The sequence below is a fragment of the Streptomyces sp. NPDC048142 genome (assembly GCF_043202835.1).
Taxonomy (GTDB): Bacteria; Actinomycetota; Actinomycetes; order Streptomycetales; family Streptomycetaceae; genus Streptomyces.
In genome coordinates this window covers 1-25,146 of sequence record NZ_JBIDBC010000038.1, presented here as the reverse complement: position 1 = coordinate 25,146, position 25,146 = coordinate 1, and the positions used below count along the sequence as shown (strand labels likewise).

General features: G+C 68.5%; 16 protein-coding genes and 2 pseudogenes. 5 read left to right on the top strand and 13 right to left on the bottom strand.

The features are described from left to right. The first annotated feature begins 100 nt into the window (after positions 1 to 100). Positions 101 to 1,708, top strand: coding sequence for a CocE/NonD family hydrolase (locus tag ACGF2Y_RS32080; RefSeq protein ID WP_392954749.1), 1,608 nt, complete (start codon positions 101 to 103; stop codon positions 1,706 to 1,708). 32 nt (positions 1,709 to 1,740) lie between these two features. On the opposite strand, the gene ACGF2Y_RS32075 is transcribed toward ACGF2Y_RS32080, so the two are convergent. The 6 genes from ACGF2Y_RS32075 to ACGF2Y_RS32050 form a co-directional block, all read right to left on the bottom strand. Then, positions 1,741 to 2,628: an amino acid ABC transporter permease gene (locus ACGF2Y_RS32075; RefSeq protein ID WP_392954747.1), complete on the bottom strand. Its 888-nt coding sequence runs from the start codon at positions 2,626 to 2,628 to the stop codon at positions 1,741 to 1,743. After that, entirely contained in the window at positions 2,625 to 3,269 is a 645-nt protein-coding gene (locus tag ACGF2Y_RS32070; RefSeq protein WP_392954745.1) for an amino acid ABC transporter permease, read from the bottom strand. Before ACGF2Y_RS32070 ends, ACGF2Y_RS32075 begins: the two co-directional genes overlap by 4 nt. A 16-nt stretch (positions 3,270 to 3,285) precedes the next feature. Further along, the gene (locus ACGF2Y_RS32065) at positions 3,286 to 4,215 is read right to left on the bottom strand and encodes a glutamate ABC transporter substrate-binding protein (RefSeq protein WP_392954743.1); all 930 of its coding nucleotides are present in this window, start codon (positions 4,213 to 4,215) and stop codon (positions 3,286 to 3,288) included. A 10-nt stretch (positions 4,216 to 4,225) separates the two neighbouring features. After that, entirely contained in the window at positions 4,226 to 4,969 is a 744-nt protein-coding gene (locus ACGF2Y_RS32060; protein WP_392954741.1) for an amino acid ABC transporter ATP-binding protein, read from the bottom strand. Between the two features lie 146 nt (positions 4,970 to 5,115). Continuing rightward, a complete protein-coding gene (locus ACGF2Y_RS32055) occupies positions 5,116 to 5,556 on the bottom strand; it encodes a DUF6278 family protein (protein WP_392954739.1) in 441 nt (146 codons plus the stop codon). A 127-nt stretch (positions 5,557 to 5,683) separates the two neighbouring features. After that, positions 5,684 to 8,878, bottom strand: a complete 3,195-nt coding sequence (locus ACGF2Y_RS32050; RefSeq protein WP_392954737.1) for a DNRLRE domain-containing protein — start codon at positions 8,876 to 8,878, stop codon at positions 5,684 to 5,686. A 544-nt stretch (positions 8,879 to 9,422) separates the two neighbouring features. Here ACGF2Y_RS32050 and ACGF2Y_RS32045 point away from each other — a divergent pair. Together ACGF2Y_RS32045 and ACGF2Y_RS32040 are read left to right on the top strand one after the other, a co-directional pair. Continuing rightward, positions 9,423 to 17,231, top strand: a complete 7,809-nt coding sequence (locus ACGF2Y_RS32045; RefSeq protein ID WP_392954735.1) for a ricin-type beta-trefoil lectin domain protein — start codon at positions 9,423 to 9,425, stop codon at positions 17,229 to 17,231. 2 nt (positions 17,232 to 17,233) lie between these two features. Further along, positions 17,234 to 17,533 (top strand): hypothetical protein, encoded by a 300-nt coding sequence (locus tag ACGF2Y_RS32040; RefSeq protein ID WP_093761213.1) that lies wholly within the window; start codon positions 17,234 to 17,236, stop codon positions 17,531 to 17,533. Positions 17,534 to 17,673: 140 nt separating this feature from the next. On the opposite strand, the pseudogene ACGF2Y_RS32035 reads toward ACGF2Y_RS32040, so the two are convergent. Further along, positions 17,674 to 18,611, bottom strand: a pseudogene (locus ACGF2Y_RS32035) (tyrosine-type recombinase/integrase); the annotation flags it as partial. Between the two features lie 96 nt (positions 18,612 to 18,707). Here ACGF2Y_RS32035 and ACGF2Y_RS32030 point away from each other — a divergent pair. Together ACGF2Y_RS32030 and ACGF2Y_RS32025 are read left to right on the top strand one after the other, a co-directional pair. Beyond that, positions 18,708 to 18,950 (top strand): hypothetical protein, encoded by a 243-nt coding sequence (locus ACGF2Y_RS32030; protein ID WP_392954790.1) that lies wholly within the window; start codon positions 18,708 to 18,710, stop codon positions 18,948 to 18,950. Between the two features lie 157 nt (positions 18,951 to 19,107). Beyond that, positions 19,108 to 19,887: an SDR family NAD(P)-dependent oxidoreductase gene (locus ACGF2Y_RS32025; RefSeq protein WP_392954733.1), complete on the top strand. Its 780-nt coding sequence runs from the start codon at positions 19,108 to 19,110 to the stop codon at positions 19,885 to 19,887. 73 nt (positions 19,888 to 19,960) lie between these two features. Here the strand turns inward: ACGF2Y_RS32025 and ACGF2Y_RS32020 are convergent, their stop codons facing one another. The 6 genes and pseudogenes from ACGF2Y_RS32020 to ACGF2Y_RS31995 all read right to left on the bottom strand — a co-directional run. Next, complete coding sequence (locus ACGF2Y_RS32020) at positions 19,961 to 20,707, bottom strand: Clp protease N-terminal domain-containing protein (protein ID WP_392954731.1); 747 nt, start codon at positions 20,705 to 20,707, stop codon at positions 19,961 to 19,963. A gap of 143 nt (positions 20,708 to 20,850) precedes the next feature. Next, positions 20,851 to 21,630, bottom strand: a complete 780-nt coding sequence (locus ACGF2Y_RS32015) for an exodeoxyribonuclease III (protein WP_392954730.1) — start codon at positions 21,628 to 21,630, stop codon at positions 20,851 to 20,853. Positions 21,631 to 21,672: 42 nt separating this feature from the next. Beyond that, positions 21,673 to 22,326, bottom strand: coding sequence for an MBL fold metallo-hydrolase (locus ACGF2Y_RS32010; protein WP_392954728.1), 654 nt, complete (start codon positions 22,324 to 22,326; stop codon positions 21,673 to 21,675). A gap of 12 nt (positions 22,327 to 22,338) precedes the next feature. After that, on the bottom strand, positions 22,339 to 23,646 hold the full coding sequence (locus tag ACGF2Y_RS32005; protein WP_392954726.1) for an alpha/beta fold hydrolase: 1,308 nt from the start codon (positions 23,644 to 23,646) through the stop codon (positions 22,339 to 22,341). A gap of 1 nt (position 23,647) precedes the next feature. Then, positions 23,648 to 24,502: a site-specific integrase gene (locus tag ACGF2Y_RS32000; RefSeq protein ID WP_392954724.1), complete on the bottom strand. Its 855-nt coding sequence runs from the start codon at positions 24,500 to 24,502 to the stop codon at positions 23,648 to 23,650. Between the two features lie 238 nt (positions 24,503 to 24,740). Continuing rightward, positions 24,741 to 25,121, bottom strand: a pseudogene (locus ACGF2Y_RS31995) (hypothetical protein); the annotation flags it as partial. Between the last annotated feature and the right edge of the window lie 25 nt (positions 25,122 to 25,146).

Genomic DNA, 25,146 nt, shown 5'->3' with positions numbered 1-25,146 from the left:
CAATCGTTACCCTCACGCAACACACCGGGTGGTTACCAGCAGTAAACAACCGGGGTTACCGTCGGGTCACTTTGCACTGACACGCGTGAGGAGTGACCCCGTGGCACGTCCGAAACCGGCACTGCGCACCACCGCTTCGATCACCACCGCCGTCGTCCTGTTCGCCGGGGGCGCGCTCGGCGCCGCCCCGGCGGCGACCGCCGCCCCCGCCGTCGCGCCCGCGAGCACGACGGCCGAGGGCCTGACGTTCCACGACATCCCCGGTTCCGGCGGCATCACGCTCAAGGGCAATGTCTTCACCCCGGCGGGAGCCCCCGCCGGGGCCTCGGCCGGGGCGAAGCATCCGCTGATCGTCTTCCCGACGAGCTGGGCCATGCCGCAGATCGAGTATCTGGCACAGGCCCAGAAGCTCGCCGACTCCGGTTATGTCGTGGTGAGTTACACCTCGCGCGGCTTCTGGCTCTCGGGCGGGAAGATCGAGGTGGCCGGCCCGCCGGACATCGCGGACGCCTCCGCCGTCATCGACTGGGCGCTGGAGCACACCTCCGCCGACCCGGACCGCATCGGCATGGGCGGTGTCTCCTACGGCGCGGGCATCAGTCTGCTGGCGGCCGGGCACGACCCGCGCATCAAGGTGGTCGCCGCGCTCAGCGGCTGGGCCGACCTGATCGACTCGATCTACAGCGGCCGCACCCAGCACGTACAGGCCGCCGCCCTGCTCGGCGGTCTGGGCCTGGTCACCGGACGCCCCAGCGACGAACTGACGCGGACGCTCAAGGACTTCCTCAGCTCCGACCTGGACAAGGAGCCGGAGCTGATCGCCTGGGGGAAGAAGCGCTCCCCCTCGACGTATCTGGACCGGATCAACGCCAACGGCGCGGCGATCATGATGGGCAACGCCTGGGGCGACACGCTCTTCCCGCCCAATCAGTACGCCTCGTTCTACGACAAGCTCACCGGCCCCAAGCGGCTGGAGTTCCGCCCCGGCGACCACGCCACCGCCGAGGCCACCGGTCTGCTCGGGCTGCCCAACGACACCTGGACGAGCACCCGCCGCTGGTTCGACCGCTACCTCAAGGGCGAGCGCAACGGCATCGACACCGAGCAGCCCGTTCAGCTCAAGTCCCGCAACCACAAGGGGTACGAGGGCTACCCGGACTGGAAGTCCGTGGGCGCGGTGAAGAACCGGATCCCGCTGGACGGCACCAAGAAGGTGTGGGCGAATATCGACTCCGGTGCGAACGGCGGCATCTCGATCCTGTCCAACGCGCTGGACCAGTTCCTCCAGCTGCCGCCGATGGTCTCCGTACCCCTGCTGCCGCGCACCTTCGCGAGCGTGTGGCAGTCGGAGCGGTACGCCACCGAGCAGCGGATCCGGGGCACCTCCGCGCTGCACACCACGGTCACCAGCACGAAGCCGAGCGGCACCCTCGTCGCGTATCTCTACGACGTGGGGCCGCTCGGTATCGGCAAACTGGTCAGCAACGCTCCGTACACCTTCCACGGGCAGACGCCGGGCCGGCCGTTCCCCGTCGACCTGGAGCTGTACTCCACGGCCTACGACGTCCCGGCCGGTCACCGGCTCGCCCTGGTGATCGACACCGTCGATCCGCTGTACATCGAGCACAACCCGACCGGCGCGCAGCTGACCTTCTCCTCGCCCGGCACGGACCCGAGTCATCTCTCGGTCCCGCTGCGCGAGAAGTGATCACCGACTGCTGCCGGGCGGGCAGGGCCCGACTACTGCCTTCCCGGCAGCAGCGTCCCCCGTTCGGCCGGGGCCACCCCCACCGCCTTCGTCTTCGGATCGCGCCGCTGACGACGGGCCACCCAGGTGGCGAACCACGAGAGCAGCATGCACATCCCGATGTAGATCGGAGAGATCACCATCACGACGGGGATGAAGGGAAGATCGTAGTCGAGATTCGACGCGATCAGCTTTCCGGCGTGGAGGAATTCCTCGTAGGTGATCAGATAGCCCAGTGAGGTGTCCTTGAGCGCGACCACCAGCTGACTGATGATGGTCGGCAGCATCGCGCGTACGGCCTGGGGGGCCAGGACGAACGTGGTGACCTGCGTCTTGCGCATGCCGAGCGCGTACGCGGCCTCGCGCTGGCCCCGGTCCACGGAGTTGATCCCGGTGCGGAAGACCTCGGCGAGTACGGAGCCGTTGTAGAGCGTCAGCCCGGCGACCAGGGCGGGCAGCGGCTGGACCTTCAATGCCACGAAGATGAAGAAGATCATCACCAGTACCGGCATGGCCCGGAAGAACTCGACCAGCAGGGTGGAGATCCAGCGCAGCACCCGGTGTTCGGAGAGCCGGCCGACCGCGAGGAGCGCGCCCAGGGCGAGCGAGAGGACCGCGGCGTACGCGAACGCCTTGAGGGTGTTGCCCAGCCCGCGCAGCAGCAGTTCCTGGATGCCCTTGTACGCGAAGGGCGTCCACTTCTCGGAGGTGAACTGGTCGGTGTCGAGGAGCAGGTAGACGATCCAGCCGAACAGCGCCACGATCACCGCCGTCGAGGCGATCCCGTACATCAGGTGCCGTTTGCGGGTCACCGGTCCGGGGATGTCGTAGAGCGCGGTGGCCGCGGGCAGCGACGGCCTGCGGGTGAGGGTCTTGGTCATCGTGCCACTCCCCAGCGCTTCTCCATCACGTTGAACACCGCGCTGATGGTCAGGGTGATGATCAGGTAGCCGACGGCGATCCAGATGAAGGACCAGATGATGCTGTAGCCCAGCTCGTTGAGCGTCTTGTAGGTGCCGAGGAGTTCGGTGACGCTGAACGCCCCGGCGATCGCGGAGTTCTTCGCCAGCGCGATGAGGGTCGAGCCGACCGGCGAGATCACCGACCGGAACGCCTGGGGCAGCACCACGGTGCTCAGGGTCTGGCCGAAGTTCATGCCGAGGCTGCGGGCGGCCTCGCCCTGGCCCTTGGGCACGGTGTTGATGCCGGAGCGCAGCACCTCGCAGATGAAGGCGGAAGTGTAGCAGCCGAGCGCCAGCACCGCGAAGACCTGGAACGGCAGGACGAGCCCGAACCGCGGCAGGCCGAGCAGGACCGCGAAGAACAGCAGCGTCAGCGGGGTGTTGCGGAGCACGGTGACCCAGACCGTGCCCAGCACCCGGAAGGAGCCGACGGGCGCGACCCGGAAGGACGCCATCAGGAAGCCGAGGACGAGCGCCAGCGCGGAGGCGTAGACGGTCAGCTCGACGGTGCCGAGGAAGCCCTTGCCGTAGAGGGAGAAGTTCTCTGTCAGTACATCCATGGGTGGGGCCGTCCCCTCAGTTCGCCGGGTAGCGGTCGATGGGAGGCGGGGTCGGCGCGGGTGCTCCGGAGAGACCCAGCGTCGCTTCGTACGCCTTGTTCCAGTTGCCGTCCCGCTCGTTGGCCTCCAGCGCGTCGTCGAGCGCGTCGCGCAGCGCGTTGTCGTCGCGCGGTACGCCGATGCCGTACGGCTCCTCGGAGAAGGACTTGCCGACGACCTTCAGCTCGTCGGGCGCCTTGGCCGCGAAGCCGAGCAGGATCGCGTCGTCGGTGGTGACGGCGTCGACCTGGAGGGTGAGGAGGTTGTCGACGCAGATCGAGTACGTGTCGTACGCGACGAGCGTCGCCTCGGGATAGTCGGCGGCGATGCGCTGGTAGGGCGTGGAGCCGGCCGCCGAACAGACGGTCTTGCCCGCCAGGTCCTGCGGCCCGTTGATGTCGTCCTCGTCGGCACGCACCAGCAGCCCCTGGCCCGCCAGGTAGTACGGGCCGGCGAAGCCGACGAGCTTCTTGCGCATGTCGTTGATGGTGTAGGTGCCGACGTAGTAGTCGATCTGGCCGTTCTGCAGGGCCGTTTCGCGGTTGGCGGAGGCGATCGTGCGGAAGCGGATCGTCTGCGGTTCGAAGCCGAGCGAGGCCGCCACCATCCGGGCGATCTCGATGTCGAAGCCGAAGTAGATCCCGCTCGCCGGGTCCTTCTCCCCCAGGTACGGCTGGTCCTCCTTGGCGCCGACCACCAGATGGCCGCGCCTCTTCGCCTTGGTCCAGGTGCGGGAGCCGGGCAGTTCGAAGCCGGTGTCGACCTGGTACACCGGCAGGGCCTCGGGCTTGGGCCCTTTGACCGGCGGGCTGCCGTCCTTGCCGCAGCCCGCGGCGAGTGCGGCGAGCAGCAGACCGGCAGCGAGGGCGGCGGCCCTGCCCGTACACGTGTTCCTCGTGCGCAACATGGAAACCCCCTCAGTGCTTGAGGATCTTGGACAGGAAGTCCTTCGCACGGTCGCTCGACGGGGACGTGAAGAAGTCCTCCGGGGTGCGGTCCTCGACGACGCAGCCGTCGGACATGAACACGACGCGGTTGGCCGCCGAGCGGGCGAAGCCCATCTCGTGGGTGACCACGACCATGGTCATGCCGTCCCGGGCGAGCTGCTGCATGACCTCCAGGACCTCGTTGATCATCTCCGGGTCGAGCGCCGAGGTGGGCTCGTCGAAGAGGAGCGCCTTGGGGTCCATGGCGAGGGCGCGGGCGATGGCCACGCGCTGCTGCTGGCCGCCGGAGAGCTGGGCGGGGAACTTGTCGGCATGGGCGGCCAGGCCGACCCGTTCCAGCAGCTCGCGGGAGCGCCGGTCGGCCTCGTCCTTCTTGCGCCTGCGGACCTTGAGCTGCGCCAGCGAGACGTTGTCGAGCACGGTCTTGTGGGCGAAGAGGTTGAACGACTGGAAGACCATGCCGACTTCGGCACGGAGCTGGGCCAGGCCCTTGCCCTCCGCGGGAAGAGGTCTGCCGTCGATCGTGATGCTGCCGGACTCGATCGTCTCCAGCCGGTTGATCGCCCGGCACAGGGTGGATTTCCCCGAGCCGGAGGGGCCGATGACCACCACCACCTCCCCCCGGCCGACCGTGAGATTGATGTCCTGAAGTACGTGCAACTCTCCGAAATGTTTGTTGACGTCCCTCAGTTCGATCAACGGATCGACGGCCATGCGCTGCCCTACCCACTTGTCGCTGTGTCGAGGTCAGCGCAAACTATCCATCCCGAAAAGGGACTTCGCACCCGACACGCGTGAATGGAGCAAAAGGCTTTTTATCTAGATAAGGCGGGGAGGTGGAGGACCGGCCGACTCCGGGCTCAGCCCTCCGCGGACTCCGCGTACACCTGGGAAAGCTCCGGGCTGCCCGCCATCGCCCAGTCGAGACCGGCGGCGACGACGTCGATCTCCCGCCCGGACTCCAGCCGCACCACGGGCTGACCGCTCGGCCAGATGTCCCAGGCCGCACCGGGGACGGTCCGCACGATCACCGTGCCGAGATAGAGACCGGCGTCGTTGCCGAGCCAGGGAAGTTCCTCGGGGTCGTCGCGCCAGCGGGGCGGCAGCTGGTCGAGCGCGGCCAACGAGGCGGGGGTGTCGTCGAGTTCGAGTCCGTGCTGCCCCGCCCGGACACGCAGCAGTTCACATTCGGCGAGCAGCTCGGCCACACCGTCGGGGTCTGCCCCGACGGCGGCGGCGAGCCCGCCTCCCTGCGTACCACCCTGACGCTTACGCCAGTTGTCCAAGAAAGGGATGTTCATACCACTAGGGTCCCATCCCGGCCGACTTCCGCACCACAGGGCGCGCGGGCTCCCGCGGATGCCGGAAGCCGGTGAGGGCGCCGCCCTTGCGGACGACGCCCTCACCGGTCTCTCGCCTTTCTCAGGCTCAGGCGAATGCCTTGACGGTCCGCCAGTCGACGGACAGGACGATCTTCACCGGACCGTTGGTGTTCGTCTTCGACGGGTGATAAACGCGTGTCTTCCCGTCCGACCCGAAGCGGGCCCACATGTCGGGGATCCGGTCACCGTTCAGGTCCGGGACGCCGACGAGCGCAGAGATGTTCGTCTCGGTCCAGTTGTTCCCGTACGGGACATCCCCGTCCCGGGAGTTGGCCGCCGTGGTGAGCGACACCAGGTTCACGCTGCCCGCGACCGTGCCCGGCTTCCCGTGGCGGACGTACATGTTGCCGTTGTCGCGGTTGCGCCACAGCAGGTCGGGCGTGCCGTCCAGGTCGATGTCCGCCACGTTGACGATCTCGCGGATGGCCCAGGCGTCGGCGTTCATCCGGGTCGCCTGCTGGAAGCCGGCACCGGTGTAGCCGGTGAGCGCCCAGAACGTCGTCCCGGTCCTCACGAACAGCTCAGGCAGCTTGTCGCCGGTCACGTCCCCGACCGCCTTGATCTGATCCCAGGCCGCCGGGTCCGGCGTGTTGGACGGCAGCCGCACCCGGAGCCGCTTGTCGACGTTGAAGCTGCCGTAGCCGTCGCCCGGGTAGAGCCAGAAGCCGCCGTCGGGGGTCCGGGCGAACAGGTCGGTGACACCGTCACCGGGGTAGGCGTCCGAGTGCTTGGCGATCAGGGCCGCTTTCCCGGTGGCGGGGTCGTACCAGTGGCCAGAAGGGTTGAGCTTGCCGTCCGTCGTGTACGAGGCGGCGAGGGAGCCGTAGATCTCACCGTCCACGTCGCCCGGGAAGGTGCGCAGATTGCCGGACGCGTCGACGATCAGCAGGTCGGGCCGTCCGTCACCTCCGGTGTCGCCGGGACCGTCGGCCGCGTCGCGTGGCGGCACGTAGAAGTGGTGGTCGGTGCGTTCACTGCGGTTGCCGACCGCGTCGTAGGCGTACACCAGGAGATAGGTGGGGCCGGAGTGCGGGGGCTTCAGGTCGGACACAGTAGCGGTGCCTGAAGAGGCCGTCACCTCCTTGGTGTTGAGACCCTGGAAGGAGTAGCTGAACTTGGTCGCACCACTGGCCTTGAAAGTGATGGCACCCGTCCCGCCGAACTTGACCGTCGCCCAGGTCGCTCCGTCGGACGTCGCCTCCGGGAACACGTCGCTGGTGACGTCGGGGGCCGGCGGCGCGGAGGCGTCGATCGTCACACGACAGGGTTCCGTGCCCACAGGGAAGAAGGTGGAGACGGTGCCCGCCGAGTCCTCGGAGCGTACGTCCCATGAGTAGGTCGTCTTGTCGGCCAGGCTGCTGGAGGGAATGGTCAGCGAGCCCCTGCCGCTGCTCAGACTGGTCACGAGGGTTCCGGCGGGGACCGCCGCGCCTGTCTTCCAGAAGCGGAAGCGCAGACCCTTCAGGTTGCCGTCGGGGTCGGTGGCGGTCGCTGCCAGGACGATGTTGGTCTTCGCGACGGTACGACCGGCCCCCGGACCGGGCACACAGGCGCCACCGGGCGAGGTCGTACCGCTTGTCGGCTGATTGGGCTTGCGGTTGTACACGACTTCCAGTTCCGCGGACTTCGCCGAGAACTTTCGCCAGGTGTAGGAGTCCTTGGCCGATTCGGTGACGGCCTTCATGCCGAGGGTGAGGGTCGACCACCCCTTGTCGGCGGCCTGCTGAGCCGCGTTCTTCACGCTGTAGTTCACATACGCGTCGGAGCAGGAGGAGCTGTAGCCGAAGGCGAAGGACCGCTTGCCCTGGGAAGTTCTCCAGCTCGGCTGCTTGTTCCAGGTGGTGCCCGAGGAGATGGCGCCGGTCAGCGAGAGCTCGTACTCACGCTTCGTGCACGACCAGGCGTAGTTGTTCAGGACCTTGAACGCCGCGCTGGTGATGACGGCGCCCTTGAGCGAGCTGGAGTAGCCCATTCGCCAGAAGGCCCGAGCGGTGCCCCCGGTGTCCTTCTCGTAGCCGACCCGGGCGTCGGAGGTACCGGAGTTGAAGTTGGTGCCGTTGTAGAAGCTGGTGTTGGGGTGCGGTTTGTAGGCGGTCGTCCACGCCTTCCAGCCGGTCTTGATGGTCGGGTCCAGGAAGACGGGGAAGCGGACATCCTCGCCGGCGAGCAGTCCACTGCCGGCGATGTCCAGCCGCAGCCGGGCACTACCGGTGCCCTCACCGTCCAGGCGGGTCGCAAGCGGGCTCTGTCGCGCGCCGGGCTCGATGCCTCCCAGGCCGGAAAGGTTCAGCACATCGGTGGTGGTGGCCACGGCGGTGCGGGCGGTGGCGTCCGGGGTCTCGGGGTCCTTGCCGGAGGAGTCCCAGCCGAAGGGAGTGGGGATCGCGGTGATCTCATCGCCGGTGTCGGCGTCGAGGACCAGGACCCCGTCGGTCCTCTCATCGTGGCGGAACACAGCTGTCTGCGAACGTAGCCCGTACGTCAGGAAGTTGGCGACCGCCGACTGTGCGGCGGCCTCCCGGTTCTTCACGATGAGCAGCTGGCCGAAACCGCCCTCCTCGCGGGCGACGAGGAGCAGGTCCACACCGGGCAGCACCTCGGAGTAGAGCGCGCGGGGACCGTCGAGCACCGGCTCGGGCAGCGGACCGGGCCAGGTGTACGCGATGGTGTGGCCGCCGACCTCCACCTCGGCCAGGACATGCTCGCCGGCGGGGGCGCGGTCGGCAGGACCGAGCAGCGGAAGCCGTGCGTGCGAGCGCTCCGCCCTGCCCTCACCCTGACGCGCGCCGTCGGCGCTGCCGCCGGAGAACCGCACCGGGACGGGGGCGTTGGCGGGACGGATGCTCAGCCCGTCGTCGGCCTCGCCCGTCCGCTTCAAGGTGGTGTCGATGGCCGCCCAGCGCCCCTGCTCGTCCTTCGCACGCTGGGGCAGCGCGTGGAACCGGGAGCGCCACTGACCGTTGGGCAGCGCCCAGGTCAGGGCGGTGGCGGTGGTGGCGGTGTCGACGAGGACCTTCTTGCCGCGGCGGAGCGCCTCGGCCATGGCGGCGCTCTCGTCGCGGGGTCCGGTGGAGGCCGGCTTGGCGACGGCGGTGCCGCCTCCGCCGGTTGCCGGGTGGTCGGTTCCGGGCAGCCACCAGGGCAGCAGCGCGGCGGTGAGTGCGGCCAGCAGGAGGCCGAGGGTGCACGTCAGCCTGGTGCGCGTACGCACGAAGGGGCTGAGGAGGCGAGGCGCGGACACTGCGGGCTACTCCCGTGGGGCCAGGCGGAAAGGGGGACAACACAGACAGCCCCGTTCGGCGGACCGCGGGGCAGAGGACGCCGAACGATCGCACAGGGACTGGGAGGAGCGTCCACCATGAGAAGTTCATTAATTCGTTACAGGTATGGGGAAAGTGAGGAGAGTGATAACGGATATCACCGCTATTGGCAGGTTATGACGGGGTGTTATGGCCGAACAGAACCAAAGTCAGGGGTATATGCCCGATCTGATGATCTGCAGGGCGGTCTACTGGATCTTGCCCTGTGAGGCAACTCACTCCCGAACCCCCGTCGTCACCTTCCGTGATCTTGATTAACGGGGCGCCTCTGTCGGAGAGTGCCGACCCATGCGCCTTTCACCGGGCGTGTGTTTCCCGGTGCTCGCGCACCTCGTTCCATTTTTCTGTTTATTCACGCCCGGGTGGGAGTCGACGCGTATGCGTGCTACAGGTCCGCTGTCCTGGCGGGGACGTGGCCGACCGGCCCTGACATCGTCAGGCCGAGCTCGGCGGCGTCGTGCCCGCATGTCGATCGTTCTGTTGATGTCTTCGACATTGATGGTGACGAGCCTGTCCGCCGAGGCGTGGGCCGTGCCCGGCCCCGGCATGAACCGGGAGGAGACGCAGCTCGAACTGCCGGACCTCCCGGAGAGCGACCCGATCGGTCAGGACGAGAGCGCCGAGACCAACCTGACCACCGCCGACGAGGTTCCGGTGGTTCCCTACGAGCCCCAGGCCGTCACCCCGTGGCAGGAGGACAGCGGCAGCGCCGACCTGACCGGCCTCGAACCCGGCGCCACCGTGCCCGTCGCCGACCTGCCGGTGGCCCTCGGCGTCCCCGAGGGCGGCGACGCGGCCGCCCTCGCCGGACAGTGGGGTGTGGCCCTCGCCGCGCCCGAGGCCTCCCAGGACGCGGGCGTCGCCGGGCTGATCATGCAGGTCACCCCGCCCGCCACCGCCGACCCGACCGCCGAGGTCGCGCTCAGCGTCGACTACACGGCCTTCGCCGACCTCTACGGCCCGCAGGCCGCAGACCGCTTCGGCCTCATGCTGCTGCCCGAGTGCGTGTACACCTCGCCCGGCAGCGGCGACTGCGCCCCCGACGAGGGCGGTGAGGGTACGGAGACGATGTCCTCCCCCGCCCCCGGCGAGGACACCTTCGAGGCGCTGCCCAGCGAGGTGGAGCTGCTGCCCGCCAAGGCGGCGCCGACCCGCACCACGGCCGCCAAGGACGTCTCGACCCGCCGCATCGTCACGGGCACCGTGCCCGTGGGCCAGCTGCTCGGCGAGCCGGACGCCTCCGCCGCCGAAGCGGACGGCGCGTCCGCCGGTTCCCGCGCCGACGGGGCCTCCGCCGACGCGGGCAGATCCTCCGTACGCCCCGCCGCCCTGCGTGCCGCGGCCTCTTCGGGCTCACGCGTCGTGGGCGCGCTGGACACCGGTGCCTCGGCGGCCGGTGACTACACGGCCACGCCGCTGCTGTCCTCGGGCTCCTGGTCCGCGGGCTCCTCGTCCGGCGCGTTCACCTACTCGTACCAGGTGCAGACCCCGGAGACCGGGGGCGGCCTGACGCCCAAGATCGGCCTCAACTACTCCTCGCAGTCCGTGGACGGCCGCACCTCCGCCACCAACAACCAGGCGTCGTGGATCGGCGACGGCTGGGAGTACGGCGCCGGCGCGATCACCCGGACCTACGCCGGCTGCACCCAGGACTCCAAGAAGTCGGGCTCGAACAACGCCACCCACCGGACGGGCGACCTGTGCTGGGGTTCCCAGAACGCGACGCTGTCGCTCGGCGGCATGACCACCGAACTCGTCTGGGACGAGACCGACGAGGTCTGGATCACCGCCAACGGTGACGGCTCCAAGGTCGAGCTGAAGAAGAACACCGACCTGAAGAACGGCGACGCGGACGGCGAGTACTGGGTCGTCACCACCCGCGACGGCACCGCTCACCACTTCGGGCGCCACCGTCTGCCCGGCTGGTCGGACAAGGGCACCACCACCACCGATGACGACGACCCGGTCACCAACTCGGTACTGACCGCGCCGGTGTTCGGCAACCATCCGGGCGAACCCTGCTACAAGGCGGGCAACTTCGCGGGCTCCTCCTGCACCGAGGCCTGGCGCTGGTCCCTCGACTACGTCGAGGACGCCCACGGCAACGCCATGTCCCTGTGGTGGGCGCGCGAGACCAACCACTACGCCAAGAACTTCAATTTCAAGGCACCGGTCTCCTACCACCGCGGCGGCTACCTCACCCGGATCGACTACGGCCAGCGCAAGGAGAAGCTCTTCTCCGCCCCGGCCCCGGCCCGCGTCAACTTCACGGTCGCGGAGCGGTGCTTCAAGGAGGGCTCCCTCACCTGTACCGAGGAGAACTTCACCGCCAAGGACCCGGGCAAGTTCCGCATCTGGTACGACACCCCGGCCGACCTCCGCTGCACCTCCGGCAAGATGTGCTGGAACGCGGCGCCCTCCTTCTTCTCCCGTAAGCGCCTCGACAAGATCACCACGTCGGCGCAGCGGCGCACGGACACCACCGCCCGCCAGGTGGTGGACGAGTACCAGCTCAATCAGAACTTCCCGACTCTCAAGACCGGCGCCAACACGGCCCTCTGGCTGGAGTCGATCACCCGCACCGGCTACGGACGCAAGGGCACCACCGACGAGAAGGTCACCCTCAACCCGGTGCGCTTCGAGTCCAACGCCGAGGACATGCCCAACCGGGTCATGCGCGGCGCGAGCGACCCCCGCCCCGGTTTCTCCCGGCTGCGCGTATCCCGTGTGATCAGCGAGTACGGCGGCGAGACCGTCATCTCCTACAAGCAGCCCGAAGGCTCGTGCGCCACGGGCAGCGGACTCCCGGGCAAGAGCGAAACGGCCGAGCTGAAGGCCAACAACCGCCTCTGCTATCCGGCCTACTGGCACCCGGACCCGGCGAAGGAGGACATCGACTGGTTCCACAAGTACGTCGTGGGCGAGGTCGAGGAACTCCCCAACGTCGACGGCGCGTTCTCCACGCTGACCTCCTACGCGTACAAGAACGCCGGATGGCGCCTGGCCGAGCAGGAGTTCACCAAGAAGTCCACCCGCACCTATTCCCAGTTCGCCGGCTTCGAGCAGGTGAGCACCATCACCGGCGCGGACGACGCGGCCATCGGCAGCAAGCGGTCGAAGGCTGTCACCCGGTACTTCCGCGGCATGGGCGCCAACGTGTCCGTGAAGGACATGAGCGGCGCCGAGATAGCCAAGGACGAGGAACCCTTCGCCGGCCGGATCGCGGAGGAGCTCACCTACAGCAACGTCGGCGACGCCGACGACAACTGGCTCACCCGCTCCGTCACCTACCCCAAAGCTACTGAACTCGCCAAGCGGGAACGCGGTGACGGCCTCAGCGCACTGCGCGCCTGGCGCGTCACCGAGCCGCGGCAGGTCTCCTACACCAAGTCCTCCGGCACCGGCGACGACAAGCGCACCGAACGCGTCATCGAGACGAAGACCGCGTACGACGCGAAGTACGGTCTGCCCACCCAGGTCGAGTTCCTCGGCGACACCGGCAAGACCGGCGACGAGTCCTGCTCGGTCATGGAATACCTGCACCAGGACAAGGCCAACATCATCGGCCTGACCAAGCAGGTCAAGTCGTCCACCACCACCTGCGCGAACGCCGATTTCGCCGACCTGAGCACCCTGAGCTCCGCCGGACGCACCGCCTACGACGGCCAGGCGTACGGCGCCGCCCTCCCGGAGTCCGCCCGCGGACTCGCCTGGCAGACCTGGTCGCTGAAGGCCGACGGCACCGGCTTCCAGAGCGAGGGCACCACCGGCTTCGACGAGGTCGGCCGCGTCATCACCCAGACCGACCCGGACCAGAAGACCTCGAAGATGACGTACGACCCGCCCTCGGGGCAGGCGTTCAAGGTCACCACCGAGAACTCCCTGGGGCACCGGCAGATCGACGAGCTGGAGCCTGGCCGCGCGTCCACCGTCAAGTCCACCGACGCCAACGGACATGTCAGCCATTCGGTCTACGACCCGCTGGGCCGCCTCAAGGAGGCGTGGGGCCCCGGCCGTACGCCGTCCGCCTCGGCCGTGCCCGACTTCCACGCCACGTACACCACTCCGGCGGGCAAGCCCCCGTACATAACGACCTCGATGCGCGGCCACGAGGACCGCGTCGAGAGCTCGGTCACCCTCTACGACGGCCTGGGCCGCGAGCGCCAGAGCCAGGAGCAGGCCACCGGTGGCGGCCGTCTGATCACGGACACGCTGTACAACAGCTCCGGCGAGGTGTGGCAGACCAACAACGCCTACTTCGCCGAGGGCAAGCCCGGCGGTGAGCTGTTCACGCCGCTCGCCGACACGGCCGTGCCCAACGCCACCCGCTACACCTACGACGGCCTCGGCCGCGTCCTCAAGGAAATGCCGCTGCTGCGCGGCGTGGAGACGCCGTCCAGGGCCACGCAGTACACGTACGCCGCCGACCACTCCACGGTGATCAACCCGTCGGGCTCGGCCTCCTACCGGGTCTTCTCGGACGCGCTGGGCCGTACCGCCCGCATCGACACGTTCACCAACACGGCGCGCGACGAGTACACCTCGATGCGCTACACCTACAACGCGCAGGGCCAGCTGTCGAAGGCGGACCACTCCGCCGACCGCGACCGTCCCTGGAGCTGGACCTACGACCGGCGGGGCCGTCTGGACACCGCCACCGACCCCGACTCCGGCAGCACGTCCACCACCTACGACGACCGTGACCGTCCCAAGACAGTCACCAACTCCCGTGGCATCACGACCTGGACCGAGTACGACGAGCTGTCCCGCCCCAAGAAGCAGAGGCTCGGTGGCGAGACCGGCACCCTCCTCAGCGAGTACGCGTACGACCAGGCCGCCGGAGGCAAGGGGCTGCCCTCCTCCGTCAAGCGGTACACGGACGGTCTGCCGTACGAGCTGAAGGTCGGCGGCTTCACGTCCGACTACCAGCCCACGTCCACCACCCTCTCGCTGCCGCAGAGCATCGCGGACACCTGGGGCGTCGACTCCTCCTACCGGTACGACTACACATACACGGACACCGGCCAGCTGAAGGAGGCCTCGCTGCCCGCCACGGGCAACCTGGCCGCCGAGAAGCTCGTCGTCCGCTACGACAAGGACGGCCTGCCGCTCTCCGTGTCCAGCAAGGACTGGTACGGCGCCGAGGCGGTCTACTCCTCCTACGGCCAGCTGCTGCGCTCCACGCTCGGCGCGCAGCCCAACCGGGTGTGGACGCAGTCGAATTACGACGAGTCCGGTGGCGAGCTCACCGACCAGCAGGTCTACCGGGAGCAGAAGGGCGACACCTCGGTCGTCGGCGGCAATCTCGTCTCGCACCGCTCCTACTGGTACAACAACGCGGGCGGCGTCACCTCCATCCGCGAGCGCTCCCTCGGTATCGAGGAGCGGCAGTGCTTCACGTACGACCCGCTCGGTCAGCTGACGAAGGCCTGGACCGCGAAGGACCAGAACTCCTGCGCCGCGGGCACGGCCGGTCCCGACGGCACACCGAACGCGACGGCGGGCACGGACGGTTCCGGATACTGGCAGGAGTACGAGTACGACCTGCTCGGCAACCGTAAGAAGCTGTCCGAGAAGGACCCCGCCGGCGACACCGCCAAGGACGCCGTCACCGACTACACCTACGGCAAGGCCGACGGAAGCCAGCCGCGCACCCTCACCAAGCTGACGAAGAAGTACGTCACTCCGCAGGGCGCGCAGGTCACCGCCGAGGCGGAGCGGCTGTACGAGCTGACCGGCGAGACCAAGTCCGTCACCTCCGTGGGGACGGGCGACAAGCAGGAGCTGACCTGGACCTACGACGGCCAGGTCGAGCGGATCACCGGCCAGGGCAGCGGCGGCAAGACCGACTACGTCGGTCTTGCGAACAAGTGCCTCGACCTGAAGTCGGGCGTCGCGGCAGCCGGGCAGCCGGTGCAGCTGTACTCCTGCAACGCGACGAGCGCACAGAAGTGGAACTTCTCCGCCACCCCGAACCAGGGCGATGCCGACCTGGGCGCTATGAGCGTCCACGAGGCCTGGTGCCTGGAGCCGGCGGCCAACACGGCCGGCTCGGCCCTGCAGGTGCAGAAGTGTGACGGTTCGGCCGCCCAGCAGCTGAAGCGCAACGCGGCCGGGCAGCTCACCCACCCGGCGTCCGGCCTGTGCGTCGCCGTCAAGGACGGGGCGACGGCCAGCAGCACTCCGATCGTGCTGACGGCCTGCGCCGGCGGCTCCGCCGCGCAGCAGTGGGAGGCGCAGAACGAGACCCGTCACATCTACGGGGCCGACGGCACCCGCCTCCTGACCGTCCAGGGGAAGCAGGCGACTCTGCACCTGGGCGACTCCGAGGTCACCGTCCAGAAGGGCGGCGTGCTGGTCAACACCCAGCGTTCCTACGCGGCCCCCGGCGGCTCGGTCCTGCGCTACAGCTACGGCACCGGAGCCGAGCGGCTGGTCGCCATCGCCACGGACCACCAGGGCAGCCCGTACGCGGAGGTCGCCCTCAACGACACGATGTCGGTCCGGGTCCGCAAGCAGGACCCGTTCGGCAACCAGCGCGGCGCGGCCACGCCCACCATGCAGAACCACGCCGGGTTCCTGGGCGCGACGCGCGACGACTCCTCCGGCTACACGCCACTCGGAGCCCGCCTGTACGACCCGGTCGTCGGCCGCTTCCTCTCCGCAGACCCGGTCCTGGACCTGGCCGACCCGTTGCAGTCCAACGGCTACGCCTACGCCCACAACAACCCGGTCACCCTCTCCGACCCCTCGGGCCTCTCGGTGGCACTGACCGCATCGGAGACGGCCGCGGCCCTCGCCGGCGCGGGCCTCAGCGCCGCACAGGTCTCCCAGGCGCAGGCGACCATGGGCCGCTCGCTCAGCTCGGTGATCCTGTCGGCGGCCTGGGGCGCGCTGAAGGACTTCATCGGCATCACCGACGCGATGAACTGCTTCGGCGGTGACATGTGGGCCTGCGGAAACCTCATCATCGGGGCGGTTCCCTTTGGTAAGTTCACCAAGATCCCGGGGGTGCTGAAGGCGGTCAGTCGAACGATCTCCGCAATCCAGGCATGGCGGACGGCACAGAAAGCGGCCAAGATCGTCCTCGCGGCCGCGAAAGCGGCGGAGAAGAGAGCACTCGACGCCAAGAAGGCCGCGATCGAGAAGGCCAAAAAGGCCGCGCAAGCGGCCAAGAAGAAAGCCGCAGCCGAAAAAGCGAATACCACCAGCAATAAAGCGGTCAACCTCACCAAAAAGACTGGTAACCCGGTCCAGAAGCAGGCGCAGGCGAAGGCGGCCCCGAAGGTCTCCTCGGCCGCGAGCGTCAAGAAGGCATCAGGGGGCGGAGGGAAGGGCCTTTCCAAACCCGGTGGCTCCTCCGGTGGCTCGGCCCGTTCCAAGGGTGGAACGAGCGGTAGCGGAGGGTCGGGCAAGGCCGGCGGCAGCGGTTCCTGCCCCATCGACAACAGCTTCACCCCTGGCACCAAGGTGCTCATGGCCGACGGTTCGGCAAAGCCGATCGAGGACGTGAAGGCCGGCGACAAGGTCAAGGCCACCGACCCGGAGACGGGCGAGACCCAGGTGGAGACGGTCACCGCCGAGATCAAGGGAGAAGGCCTCAAGCGCCTGGTCAAGGTCACCATCGACACCGACGGCGACCGCGGCACGAAGACCTCCGAGGTCACGGCGACCGACGGGCACCCATTCTGGGTCCCCGAGCTCGGCGAGTGGATCGACGCCACCGACCTCCGGTCGGGCCAGTGGCTCCACACCGGCGCCGGCACCCAGGTCCAGATCACCGCGGTCGAACGCTGGACCAGCGCAGGCGCGACGGTTCACAACCTGACGGTTGGCAACACGCACACGTACTATGTGCTGGCGCGCACTACTCCGGTCCTGGTTCACAACTGCGGTAGCAGGCCCGATGGACCGGATCCCGACGGAAATGTCGTCTACCGTGCGCTGGCTGAGAATGATGACCCTGCAATGGGATTGACGGCTAGGGCTCCCGGCAATGCAGGGGTCAGTCCTCTGTCGCATGTTGCCGGAAAGAAGCTGACGCCATGGATCTCGACAACCAAGAACCCTGGCATTGCATTCGATAAGTACAACCAAGGTCATGGGGTGGTTGCGATCGACCTGAGGCGCATTCCGTATAGCTACGTGGATATCTCTTCTGGACCGTTCCCGTCAAGTAGGAGGCATAGCGCCTACGCCAGGAAGGACTCAGAAGTTTTGGTTTGGCAGAATATCCCGGCGGAAGCGATCGTCGGACACTGGCCTGGAGGGTGAACATGGATGACCTGCTGGAACTTCTAGACGAAGCATGGGATGACGAGTCTGGATTTCTCGGAAAGCTTCGGTCTGGGGAATTTGATCTCGATGCTGGCGAAGCGTACGTAGCGCTACTTTCTCGGATTCCCCCGATCGGCGAGACTGTGGAAGCGAGACTTGTACAACTCATCTGGTTCGCCCCCATGTTCATCGAGTGGCAACTGGAGCGAGCCGCCAAGAGCGAGGATGAGCTTAAGCAGCTAACTCGCATTGCAACTCAGGTGCACGAAGCGGTATCCAACGTTCTCGGGATTCCGTAAGTCACTTCACTTCTTCGGGCCTGTAAGTAAGTACCAGGCAGTGAAGGGGAAGTGCTGCGGAAAATGTCAAAACAGAGAGCCCTGCCGGACGCAGTCCGGCAGGGCTCTCTAGGCGTTTGACGGCAACGCTGACGGCAACGTCAGCGGACGGCTGCTGCGTCGGATGGGTCGTCAGGTTCGTCGTTGGCCAGGCCGAGCATGGTGCCCAGGGTGTCGATGGCTTGGCGCTGGAGTCGGAGTCGGACGTGTGCGTAGACGCCGGCGGTGACGCCGATGTGGGCGTGGCCGAGGAGTTCCTTGATGACGACGAGGTCGATGCCCTATTCCAGGAGGAGGGTGGCGGTGGAGTGTCGGAGGTCGTGGAAGCGGATGGTCCGGAGTTCTGCGTTGTGGAGGAGGTGGCGGAAGCGGCGGGTGAGGTTGGTGGGGTCGAGAGGCCTGCCTTTCGGGGTGGTGAAGACGAGGCCGTTGTCCGTCCAGTTCGTTCCGGCCGCCTGGCGCTCTTCCTGCTGCTGTTCCTGGTGGATCTTGAGGGAGCTGAGGCATTCGGTGGGGAGGGCGATGCGCCGCTCGGAGGCCAGGGTCTTGGTGTTCAGGACGGCCAGGCCCTGGCTTCGGGTCCGCTGGAGGGAGCGGTGAATGGCGGCGGTGCCGTCGTCGAGGGCGAGGTCTTCCCAGTGGAGGCCGAGGAGTTCGCCCTTACGGAGTCCGGTGCGCAGGGCGAGTTCGTACAGGGCGTGAAGTAGGTCGCCGTTGGCCGCATGAAGGAGTCGCCGGGCTTCGGCGGTGGTGAGGGGCTGGAAGCGCCTGGGGCGTGGCGTGGTCGTCTTGACGTTCCGGGCGACGTTGCGCGGCAGCTCGTCCTCGCGGACTGCGTGTTCCAGAGCGGACTTGAGCACAGCGTGGACGTACGTCACAGTCAGCGGCGAGAGCCGCTTTCGCAGCACTGGCCGATGGCGCAGCAGGACCGCCGGACGGAGTCCCGCCTCTGGGCGCAGCACTGGCAGATGGTGCGGAGCCCGTCGAGGAAGGTGCGGACGTCGCGGGTGGTGAGCCGGGCGAGCTTCCTGATGCCGAGCTGTCGATCGAGCCGGTCAACCGGGTCGGCCCCAACTTCACCAACGACGAGCCCTTCGATTTCGATCCGATCAAGGCTGGAACGGACCAGCGTGGCATGGCCGCTGAAGTCGAGGATGTGCTGGGTGGAACGTACTTCCCCATCGAGGGATGGCGCAGCTATTCGAGCGCCTTCGTCGAGGCCGAAGGGAAAGTGATCGCAACCGGAATGGGTTGGATCTGGGAGTTGGGCGCCACCTTCGAGGAGGCTCTGGAACTGGCCATCTGCGCCAATCGCCCCTTGGTCTGCCTCCATTCCGATCCCGGTCTCGAGCCCTGGCCCCCCGCACCGTCTCGCTGAGTCGATTGCGGCCGGACAGCGCTCTGCCCCGCTGGTGTGCACCAGCGGGGCAGAGCGCTGTCCGACACGCTCGACGCCTCCCGCGTTACGACCGCGAACGGCCGTCTCGGGTCGTAGCAACTGAACGGACGGAGAGCCACCCCCCTAAGATGCGAACATGAGTACGCATACGTATGTGTCGGACCTGTTCTCGCTGGCCGGCCGGGTCGCCGTCGTGACCGGGGGCAGTTCCGGGATCGGGCGCGCCATCACCGGGGCGCTTGCCCGGGCCGGGGCGAGTGTCGTCGTGGTGGCTCGGCGGGAGGCCGAGCTGAAGACGACCGTCGGTGAGATGGAGGCCGATGGGTGCCGGGCCGCCTGGGTGAGTGCTGATCTGGGGAGCGCCGAGGGTGTAAGAGCGGCGGCCGACGGAGTCGTTGCCGCCTTCGGGGAGCCGGACATCCTGGTCAACTGCGCCGGGATCAACCTGCGCCCGCCGATGACCGGGCTCGGCGAGGACGTGTGGGACACCACGATGGCGGTGAACCTGAAGGCGCCGTTCCTGCTGGGGCAGCGCTTCGGGCCCGGCATGGCCGAGCGTGGTTACGGGCGGATCATCCACGTCAGCTCGCAGCAGGCGCACCGGGCCTTCGTGAACAGCGGTGCGTACGGGGTGTCCAAGGGCGGTCTGGAGTCCCTGGCACGCTCCCAGGCCGAGGCGTGGTCTCCGCACGGCGTCACCGTGAACACCCTGGTGCCCGGGTTCGTGCTGACACCGCTCAACGAACGGCTCGCATCGGACCCGGAGAAGGTGGCATCGCTCGCCGCGCGGACCCTGGTCGGCCGCAACGGCCTCGCGGAGGACTTCGCGGGGGCCGCGGTGTTTCTCGCGGGGCGCTGCTCCGCTTACGTCACCGGGCAGGCTCTCTTCGTGGACGGCGGGTTCTCGGTTCACTGAGCACCGAACAGAAGCGACCGGGCGCCGAGCAGCCGGTAAACCGGGAGCCCGGCGCCCTCTCCCGAACAGGTCGTCAGGAATTCTGCGGCCACAGAGCGGCGGCCGCTTCCGCCACCGCGGATTCGACCACCGTCGACGTCGCCTCCTTGGCGACGCCCAGACCGTTCAGCACGCCGGAGCCGTCCTCGAACTCCAGCAGGGCCAGCAGGACGTGCTCGGTGCCGACGTAGTTGTGGCCGAGCCGCAGGGCCTCGCGGAACGTCAGCTCCAGGACCTTGCGGGAGTCCGGGTCGTACGGGATCAGCTCGGGCAGCTCGTCGGCGGCGGCCGGCAGTGCGGCGGTCGCCGCCGTGCGGACGGCGTCCGGTGTCACGCCCTGGCCGGTGATGACCCGGGCGGCGATGCCGTCGGGCTCGGCGAGGAGGCCGAGCACCAGGTGGGCCGGGAGGATCTCGGCGTGCCGGGTGGCCTGGGCCTCGTTGTGGGCGGCCGCGACGACATTGCGGGCGCGCTGGGTGAAGCGGCCGAAGCCCTGGCTCGGGTCCAGGTCGGACGCCCCGTCGGTCTTCTTGGCGACGAAGCGCTTCTGGGCCGCCTGGCGGGTGACCCCCATGCTCCGGCCGATGTCCGTCCAGGAGGCGCCGGAACGCCGCGCCTGGTCCACGAAGTGGCCGATCAGATGGTCGGCCACGTCTCCGAGGTGGTCGGCGGCGATGACCGCGCCGGAGAGCTGCTCCAGGGCGTCTGCGTTGGACTTCTTGATGGCCTCGATCAGGTCGTCGAGGCGCACGGAAGGGGTGACAGGAAGCGGCTGCGTCATGCGTCAACCCTAAGTTGACACCCCATGAGTGTCAACCTCGGGTTGTCGCACCACCGCGGCCCGCCCCCTCGCGGAACCCGGCTCAGAGATCGCGAGTCCCTGCCCGGAGCCCGTGAGTCCGGCTCAGCTCTCGCGAGTCCTGCTCAGAGATCGAGGTCGACGACCACTGGGGCATGGTCGGACGCGCCCTTGCCCTTGCGCTCCTCGCGGTCCACGTAGCTGTCCTTGACTGCGGCGGTGAACGGGGCGTTGCCGAAGGTCAGGTCGATCCGCATGCCCTTGTTCTTGGGGAACCGCAGCTCGCGGTAGTCCCAGAAGGTGTAGGCGCGGTCGTACTTGAGAGGGCGGGGCGGCACCTCGCTCAGGCCCTCCGCCTCCAGGGCCGCGAGGGCGGCGCGCTCGGCGGGCGTCACATGCGTGGCCCCCACGAAGAGCGCCGGGTCCCAGACGTCCTCGTCGGTCGGGGCCACATTGAAGTCGCCCAGGACCGCGAAGGGCAGGGACCCCGCCGCGTCCGCCGCCGCGGCCTTCCGCAGCGCCTCCAGCCAGCGCAGCTTGTACGCGTAGTGCGGGTGCTCGACCTCGCGGCCGTTGGGCACGTAGACCGACCAGAGCCGCACCGGGCCGCAGGTCGCGGAGATCGCGCGGGGCTCCTCCACCCCGTCGTACTCCGGGCCGCCGGGCAGCCCGGTGACGACATCGGTGAGGCCGACGCGGGAGAGCAGCGCGACCCCGTTCCACCGGCCGGTGGCATTGACCGCGGATTCGTAACCCGCCTCGCGCAGGGCTTCGGCGGGGAACTGCTCCGCCGTGCACTTGGTCTCCTGGATGCACAGCACATCGGTGCCGCTGCTCTCCAGCCAGGCCAGGAGCCTCGGCAGCCGGGCGGTGATCGAATTGACGTTATAGGTGGCGATGCGCATGGCAGCCAACCTAGCGGCTCCCACTGACAGTCGCCGGAGGGCTCACAGCTCGGTGACGCCGCCCGGGGCCAGCCGGCCGTGGTCCGCGCCGCCCAGGGCCCCGATCTGGCTGTCGTAGATCGGCCGCGCCAGATCGGTCAGCAGGGCGTCGTGGACGTCGATGGCGCGCCGCGGCTTGACCTCGCGTACGTAGTCGATCACCTCGGAGATCTTGCTCCAGGGGGCCATCACCGGCAGCAGCAGCGTGTCCACGGGGCGCTCGGGAACGGTGAGCGCGTCGCCGGGGTGGAAGACCGAACCGTCGACGAGGAAGCCGACATTGGTGATCCTCGGGATGTCCGGGTGGATCACCGCGTGCAGTTCGCCGTGCACGGTGACGTCGAATCCGGCGGCGGAGAACGCGTCCCCGTCGCCGACGGTGTGCACCCGCCCCGGGAAGGCCGCCGAGAGCCGCTCGGCCACGCTGCGCAGCGTCCAGACCTCGGCCGCCGGATTCGCCTCCAGGCCCGCCCGCAGCCGCGCCTCGTTGAAGTGGTCCGGGTGCTCGTGCGTCACCAGCATGACGTCCGCGCCGAGCGCCGCGTCGTCCTCGGAGAAGCCTCCGGGGTCGATGACCAGGACCCGCCCCTCCTTCTCGATCCGTACGCAGGAGTGGGTCTTCTTGGTGAGGGTGAGAGCCCGCGGCGATGCGTTCATGGCTCCATCCTGCTACGCGGGCGGCGTGGTTTCCTCCTGGATCACCTTCTGCGCGACGGCGAAGGCGGCTCCGGCGGCCGGGATGCCGCAGTAGACGGCGGTCTGGAGCAGAACTTCCTTGATCTCGGCGGGCGTCAGTCCGTTGCGCAGGGCGGCACGGGTGTGCGCGGCCAGGCCCTCCAGGTGACCGGAGGCGACGAGCGCGGTGAGCGTGACGCAACTGCGGGTACGGCGATCGAGGCCGTCCCGGCTCCAGACCTCGCCCCAGGCGTACCGGGTGACCAGCTCCTGGAACTCCCCGGTGAACCCGTCGGCCGAGGCGTTCACCGCGTCGACATGGGCGTCTCCGAGCACTTCACGGCGTACCTTCGAGCCCTGCTCGTGCCGGTCGTCCGGCGTCGGCGCGGGGATCTCGGGCGCGGCGGCGACCGGGGCGATCTCGGCCGCCGGGGCGGGCGGGGCGGCTGGCGCCGCGGGCCCGGGGACGAGGGGCAGCACGGGGATCGCCGCCGAGGCGTCCTGCTGCCAGGCGGTGGAGAAATGCGTCAGCAGCAGGTCGCTGACGGCGGCGGGCTGCTCGACCGGGGCGAGGTGCGAGGCGCCGGGGACGAGCGCCAGCCGGGCGTCCGGTATCCCGGCGACCAGCGTGCGGGCCTCGGCGGGCCCGGTGACCTGGTCCTCCGCCCCGACCAGGACCAGCGTGGGAACGCCGATCCGGCCCAGCGCGCCACGGATGTCGAACGCCGCGAGCGCCTCGCAGGCGGCGATGTAGCAGCCGGGGTCGGTGGTGCGGACCATCTGCACGGCCCACTCGACGATGGCGGGCTGCGCGGCGGCGAAGCCGGGGGTGAACCAGCGCTCCGGCGCGGTGCGGGCCATCGGCTCCAGGCCGTTGGTACGGACGATCACGCCGCGCTGCCGGAACTCGTCGGCCGTGCCGAACCGGGGCGAGGAGGCGACGAGCGCCAGCGAGGCCACCCGGTGCGGGTGGCGCAGGGCCAGGTCCGCGCCGATCGCGCCGCCGATCGAGCAGCCCGCGTAGCCGAAGCGCTGGACGCCGAGACCGTCCAGCGTGGCGAGCAGCCGGTCGCCCAGCTCGGCGACGGAGGCGGCGGCGTGGGCGGGCGCGCCGCCGTGGCCGGGCAGGTCGTAGCGGAAGATCCGCCAGTGCTGGGACAGCTCGGGAATCTGGCGATCCCACATGTGCCATGTAGCACCGAGGGAGGTCCCCATGACGAGGACCGGGGCGTCTTCTGGCCCGTCAAAGCGGTATTTCAGGGTTTCAACGTTCTTCTCACTCACCCGCTCACGCTCCCACATCTCACATTCGCTTCGTGGGCGGGTCCGGGGCACTCGCCAGTTCTCCCCACGTAGCCGCCGTCGGCCGTAGATCCTCCACATCCGGCTTCACGTACCAGCGCTTGGTCGTGCGGACGTCGGTGTGACCTGCCCAGCGGGCAAGCAGATGGTCCGGCACCCCCTTGTTCGCCAGGTACGTGAAACAGCTCGCGCGGGCGTCGTACAAACGGACCCGGCGCAGCCCGTTCTCCGCCATGACCTTGTACGCCCTCTCACGCAACTGCCGCCCGTTGAGTGCCCTGCCGACCCCGTCCACGAGCACGTATCCGGTGTCCTCGTGCCTCTCCCCCGCCGCGAGCTTCTCCGCTATCTGCGTGGCCTTCAAATCGGCGAGGGCCTCCCCCACCAGATTGGGAAGGGGGAGCTTGCGCTGCCCGGCAAGCGTCTTCGTATCCTTTTCGACCACGACCTTGTTGCCCATCAGCGTTCGAGTCCGTTTGACGGTCAGGGTGGCCCCGCCCAGTTCGACGTCGCTCCAGCGCATTCCGCAGATCTCCGCCGGCCGCAGACCCATCAGGGACAGGAGAAAGACGGCACACAGACGGTCGTCCATGACCGCGTCCACGAAGGCGCGCACCTCCTGAAGGTTCCAGGGCGGAATCACGGTCTTCGCCCGCCGCTCCGCCTTCCGATAGTTGCGAGGGACCTTCACCACCCGGGCGACGTTCACCTCAACGAGGCGCCGAGCCACCGCCCGGTCGAGCGCCTCCTTCAACCGCGCCAGTGACATCTCGACCGAGGCGACCCCCAGCCCCGTACCCGCCTTGCCACCTCGCGCCCGGCCCTCGCGCAGCGCCCACTTCATCCACCTCGACATCGTCCTCGGCAAGGTCCTGTAGCCGGATGTGCCCGAGCATTCCCCGAAGACGCGCCAGAGTCATGGTGTAGCTGTAGACAGTGCTCTCCTCCAAGTCCTCCGCCTTCCTGGCCAGCCATTCATCGAGCCACTCGTCCAGTGTCCTGACATCGAACGGCACGGCCGCTGCCTCGTAGCGGCGGTGCGTGATGTGCGCGTACTCGGCCTTCGCTTCCCTCAGAGTGCCGAAAGTGCGGGTCACCTGCCTCCGCTTCCCAGTCGAGGGATGAGCTCCTACATCGACCACAAACCGGTACCGGACCTGCCCCTTCGCGTTGGGGGAAAGCTTCTTGATCGGAACAGACACGACTTTCACACTCCTTGAGAGCCACGGAATGCTCGCACTGGCACTGGCACTGGCACGGGCACGGGCACGGGCCACGCCGCCTCCCCGTGCATAGCCGCGCAGCAACGCGCCACAGTCCGACGGCGTCGCCTCTATCGCAGGGCCTCGGTGCTGCCCGGCCGAACGCGAGCATCTCCCATCGTCGTCACGATCGCCGGTTTGGCTACTGAGGCTGAACTCGTAGTGTCGTAGGGGGTGACGGCTGGCCGGTGGCTGCGGTATCACCGGAGTCATGCGGTATCCACAAGGGGGCGGGCTG

What these genes read in the sequence shown, in the direction of transcription:
- ACGF2Y_RS32020 (WP_392954731.1), bottom strand. Translation starts at nt 20,707, where the DNA reads ATGACGCAGCCGCTTCCTGTCACCCCTTCCGTGCGCCTCGACGACCTG.
- ACGF2Y_RS32060 (WP_392954741.1), bottom strand. Translation starts at nt 4,969, where the DNA reads ATGGCCGTCGATCCGTTGATCGAACTGAGGGACGTCAACAAACATTTC.
- ACGF2Y_RS32055 (WP_392954739.1), bottom strand. Translation starts at nt 5,556, where the DNA reads ATGAACATCCCTTTCTTGGACAACTGGCGTAAGCGTCAGGGTGGTACG.
- ACGF2Y_RS32065 (WP_392954743.1), bottom strand. Translation starts at nt 4,215, where the DNA reads ATGTTGCGCACGAGGAACACGTGTACGGGCAGGGCCGCCGCCCTCGCT.
- ACGF2Y_RS32010 (WP_392954728.1), bottom strand. Translation starts at nt 22,326, where the DNA reads ATGAACGCATCGCCGCGGGCTCTCACCCTCACCAAGAAGACCCACTCC.
- ACGF2Y_RS32045 (WP_392954735.1), top strand. Translation starts at nt 9,423, where the DNA reads ATGTCGATCGTTCTGTTGATGTCTTCGACATTGATGGTGACGAGCCTG.
- ACGF2Y_RS32005 (WP_392954726.1), bottom strand. Translation starts at nt 23,646, where the DNA reads ATGTGGGAGCGTGAGCGGGTGAGTGAGAAGAACGTTGAAACCCTGAAA.
- ACGF2Y_RS32030 (WP_392954790.1), top strand. Translation starts at nt 18,708, where the DNA reads ATGGCCGCTGAAGTCGAGGATGTGCTGGGTGGAACGTACTTCCCCATC.
- ACGF2Y_RS32070 (WP_392954745.1), bottom strand. Translation starts at nt 3,269, where the DNA reads ATGGATGTACTGACAGAGAACTTCTCCCTCTACGGCAAGGGCTTCCTC.
- ACGF2Y_RS32015 (WP_392954730.1), bottom strand. Translation starts at nt 21,630, where the DNA reads ATGCGCATCGCCACCTATAACGTCAATTCGATCACCGCCCGGCTGCCG.
- ACGF2Y_RS32040 (WP_093761213.1), top strand. Translation starts at nt 17,234, where the DNA reads ATGGATGACCTGCTGGAACTTCTAGACGAAGCATGGGATGACGAGTCT.
- ACGF2Y_RS32025 (WP_392954733.1), top strand. Translation starts at nt 19,108, where the DNA reads ATGAGTACGCATACGTATGTGTCGGACCTGTTCTCGCTGGCCGGCCGG.
- ACGF2Y_RS32000 (WP_392954724.1), bottom strand. Translation starts at nt 24,502, where the DNA reads ATGTCGAGGTGGATGAAGTGGGCGCTGCGCGAGGGCCGGGCGCGAGGT.
- ACGF2Y_RS32075 (WP_392954747.1), bottom strand. Translation starts at nt 2,628, where the DNA reads ATGACCAAGACCCTCACCCGCAGGCCGTCGCTGCCCGCGGCCACCGCG.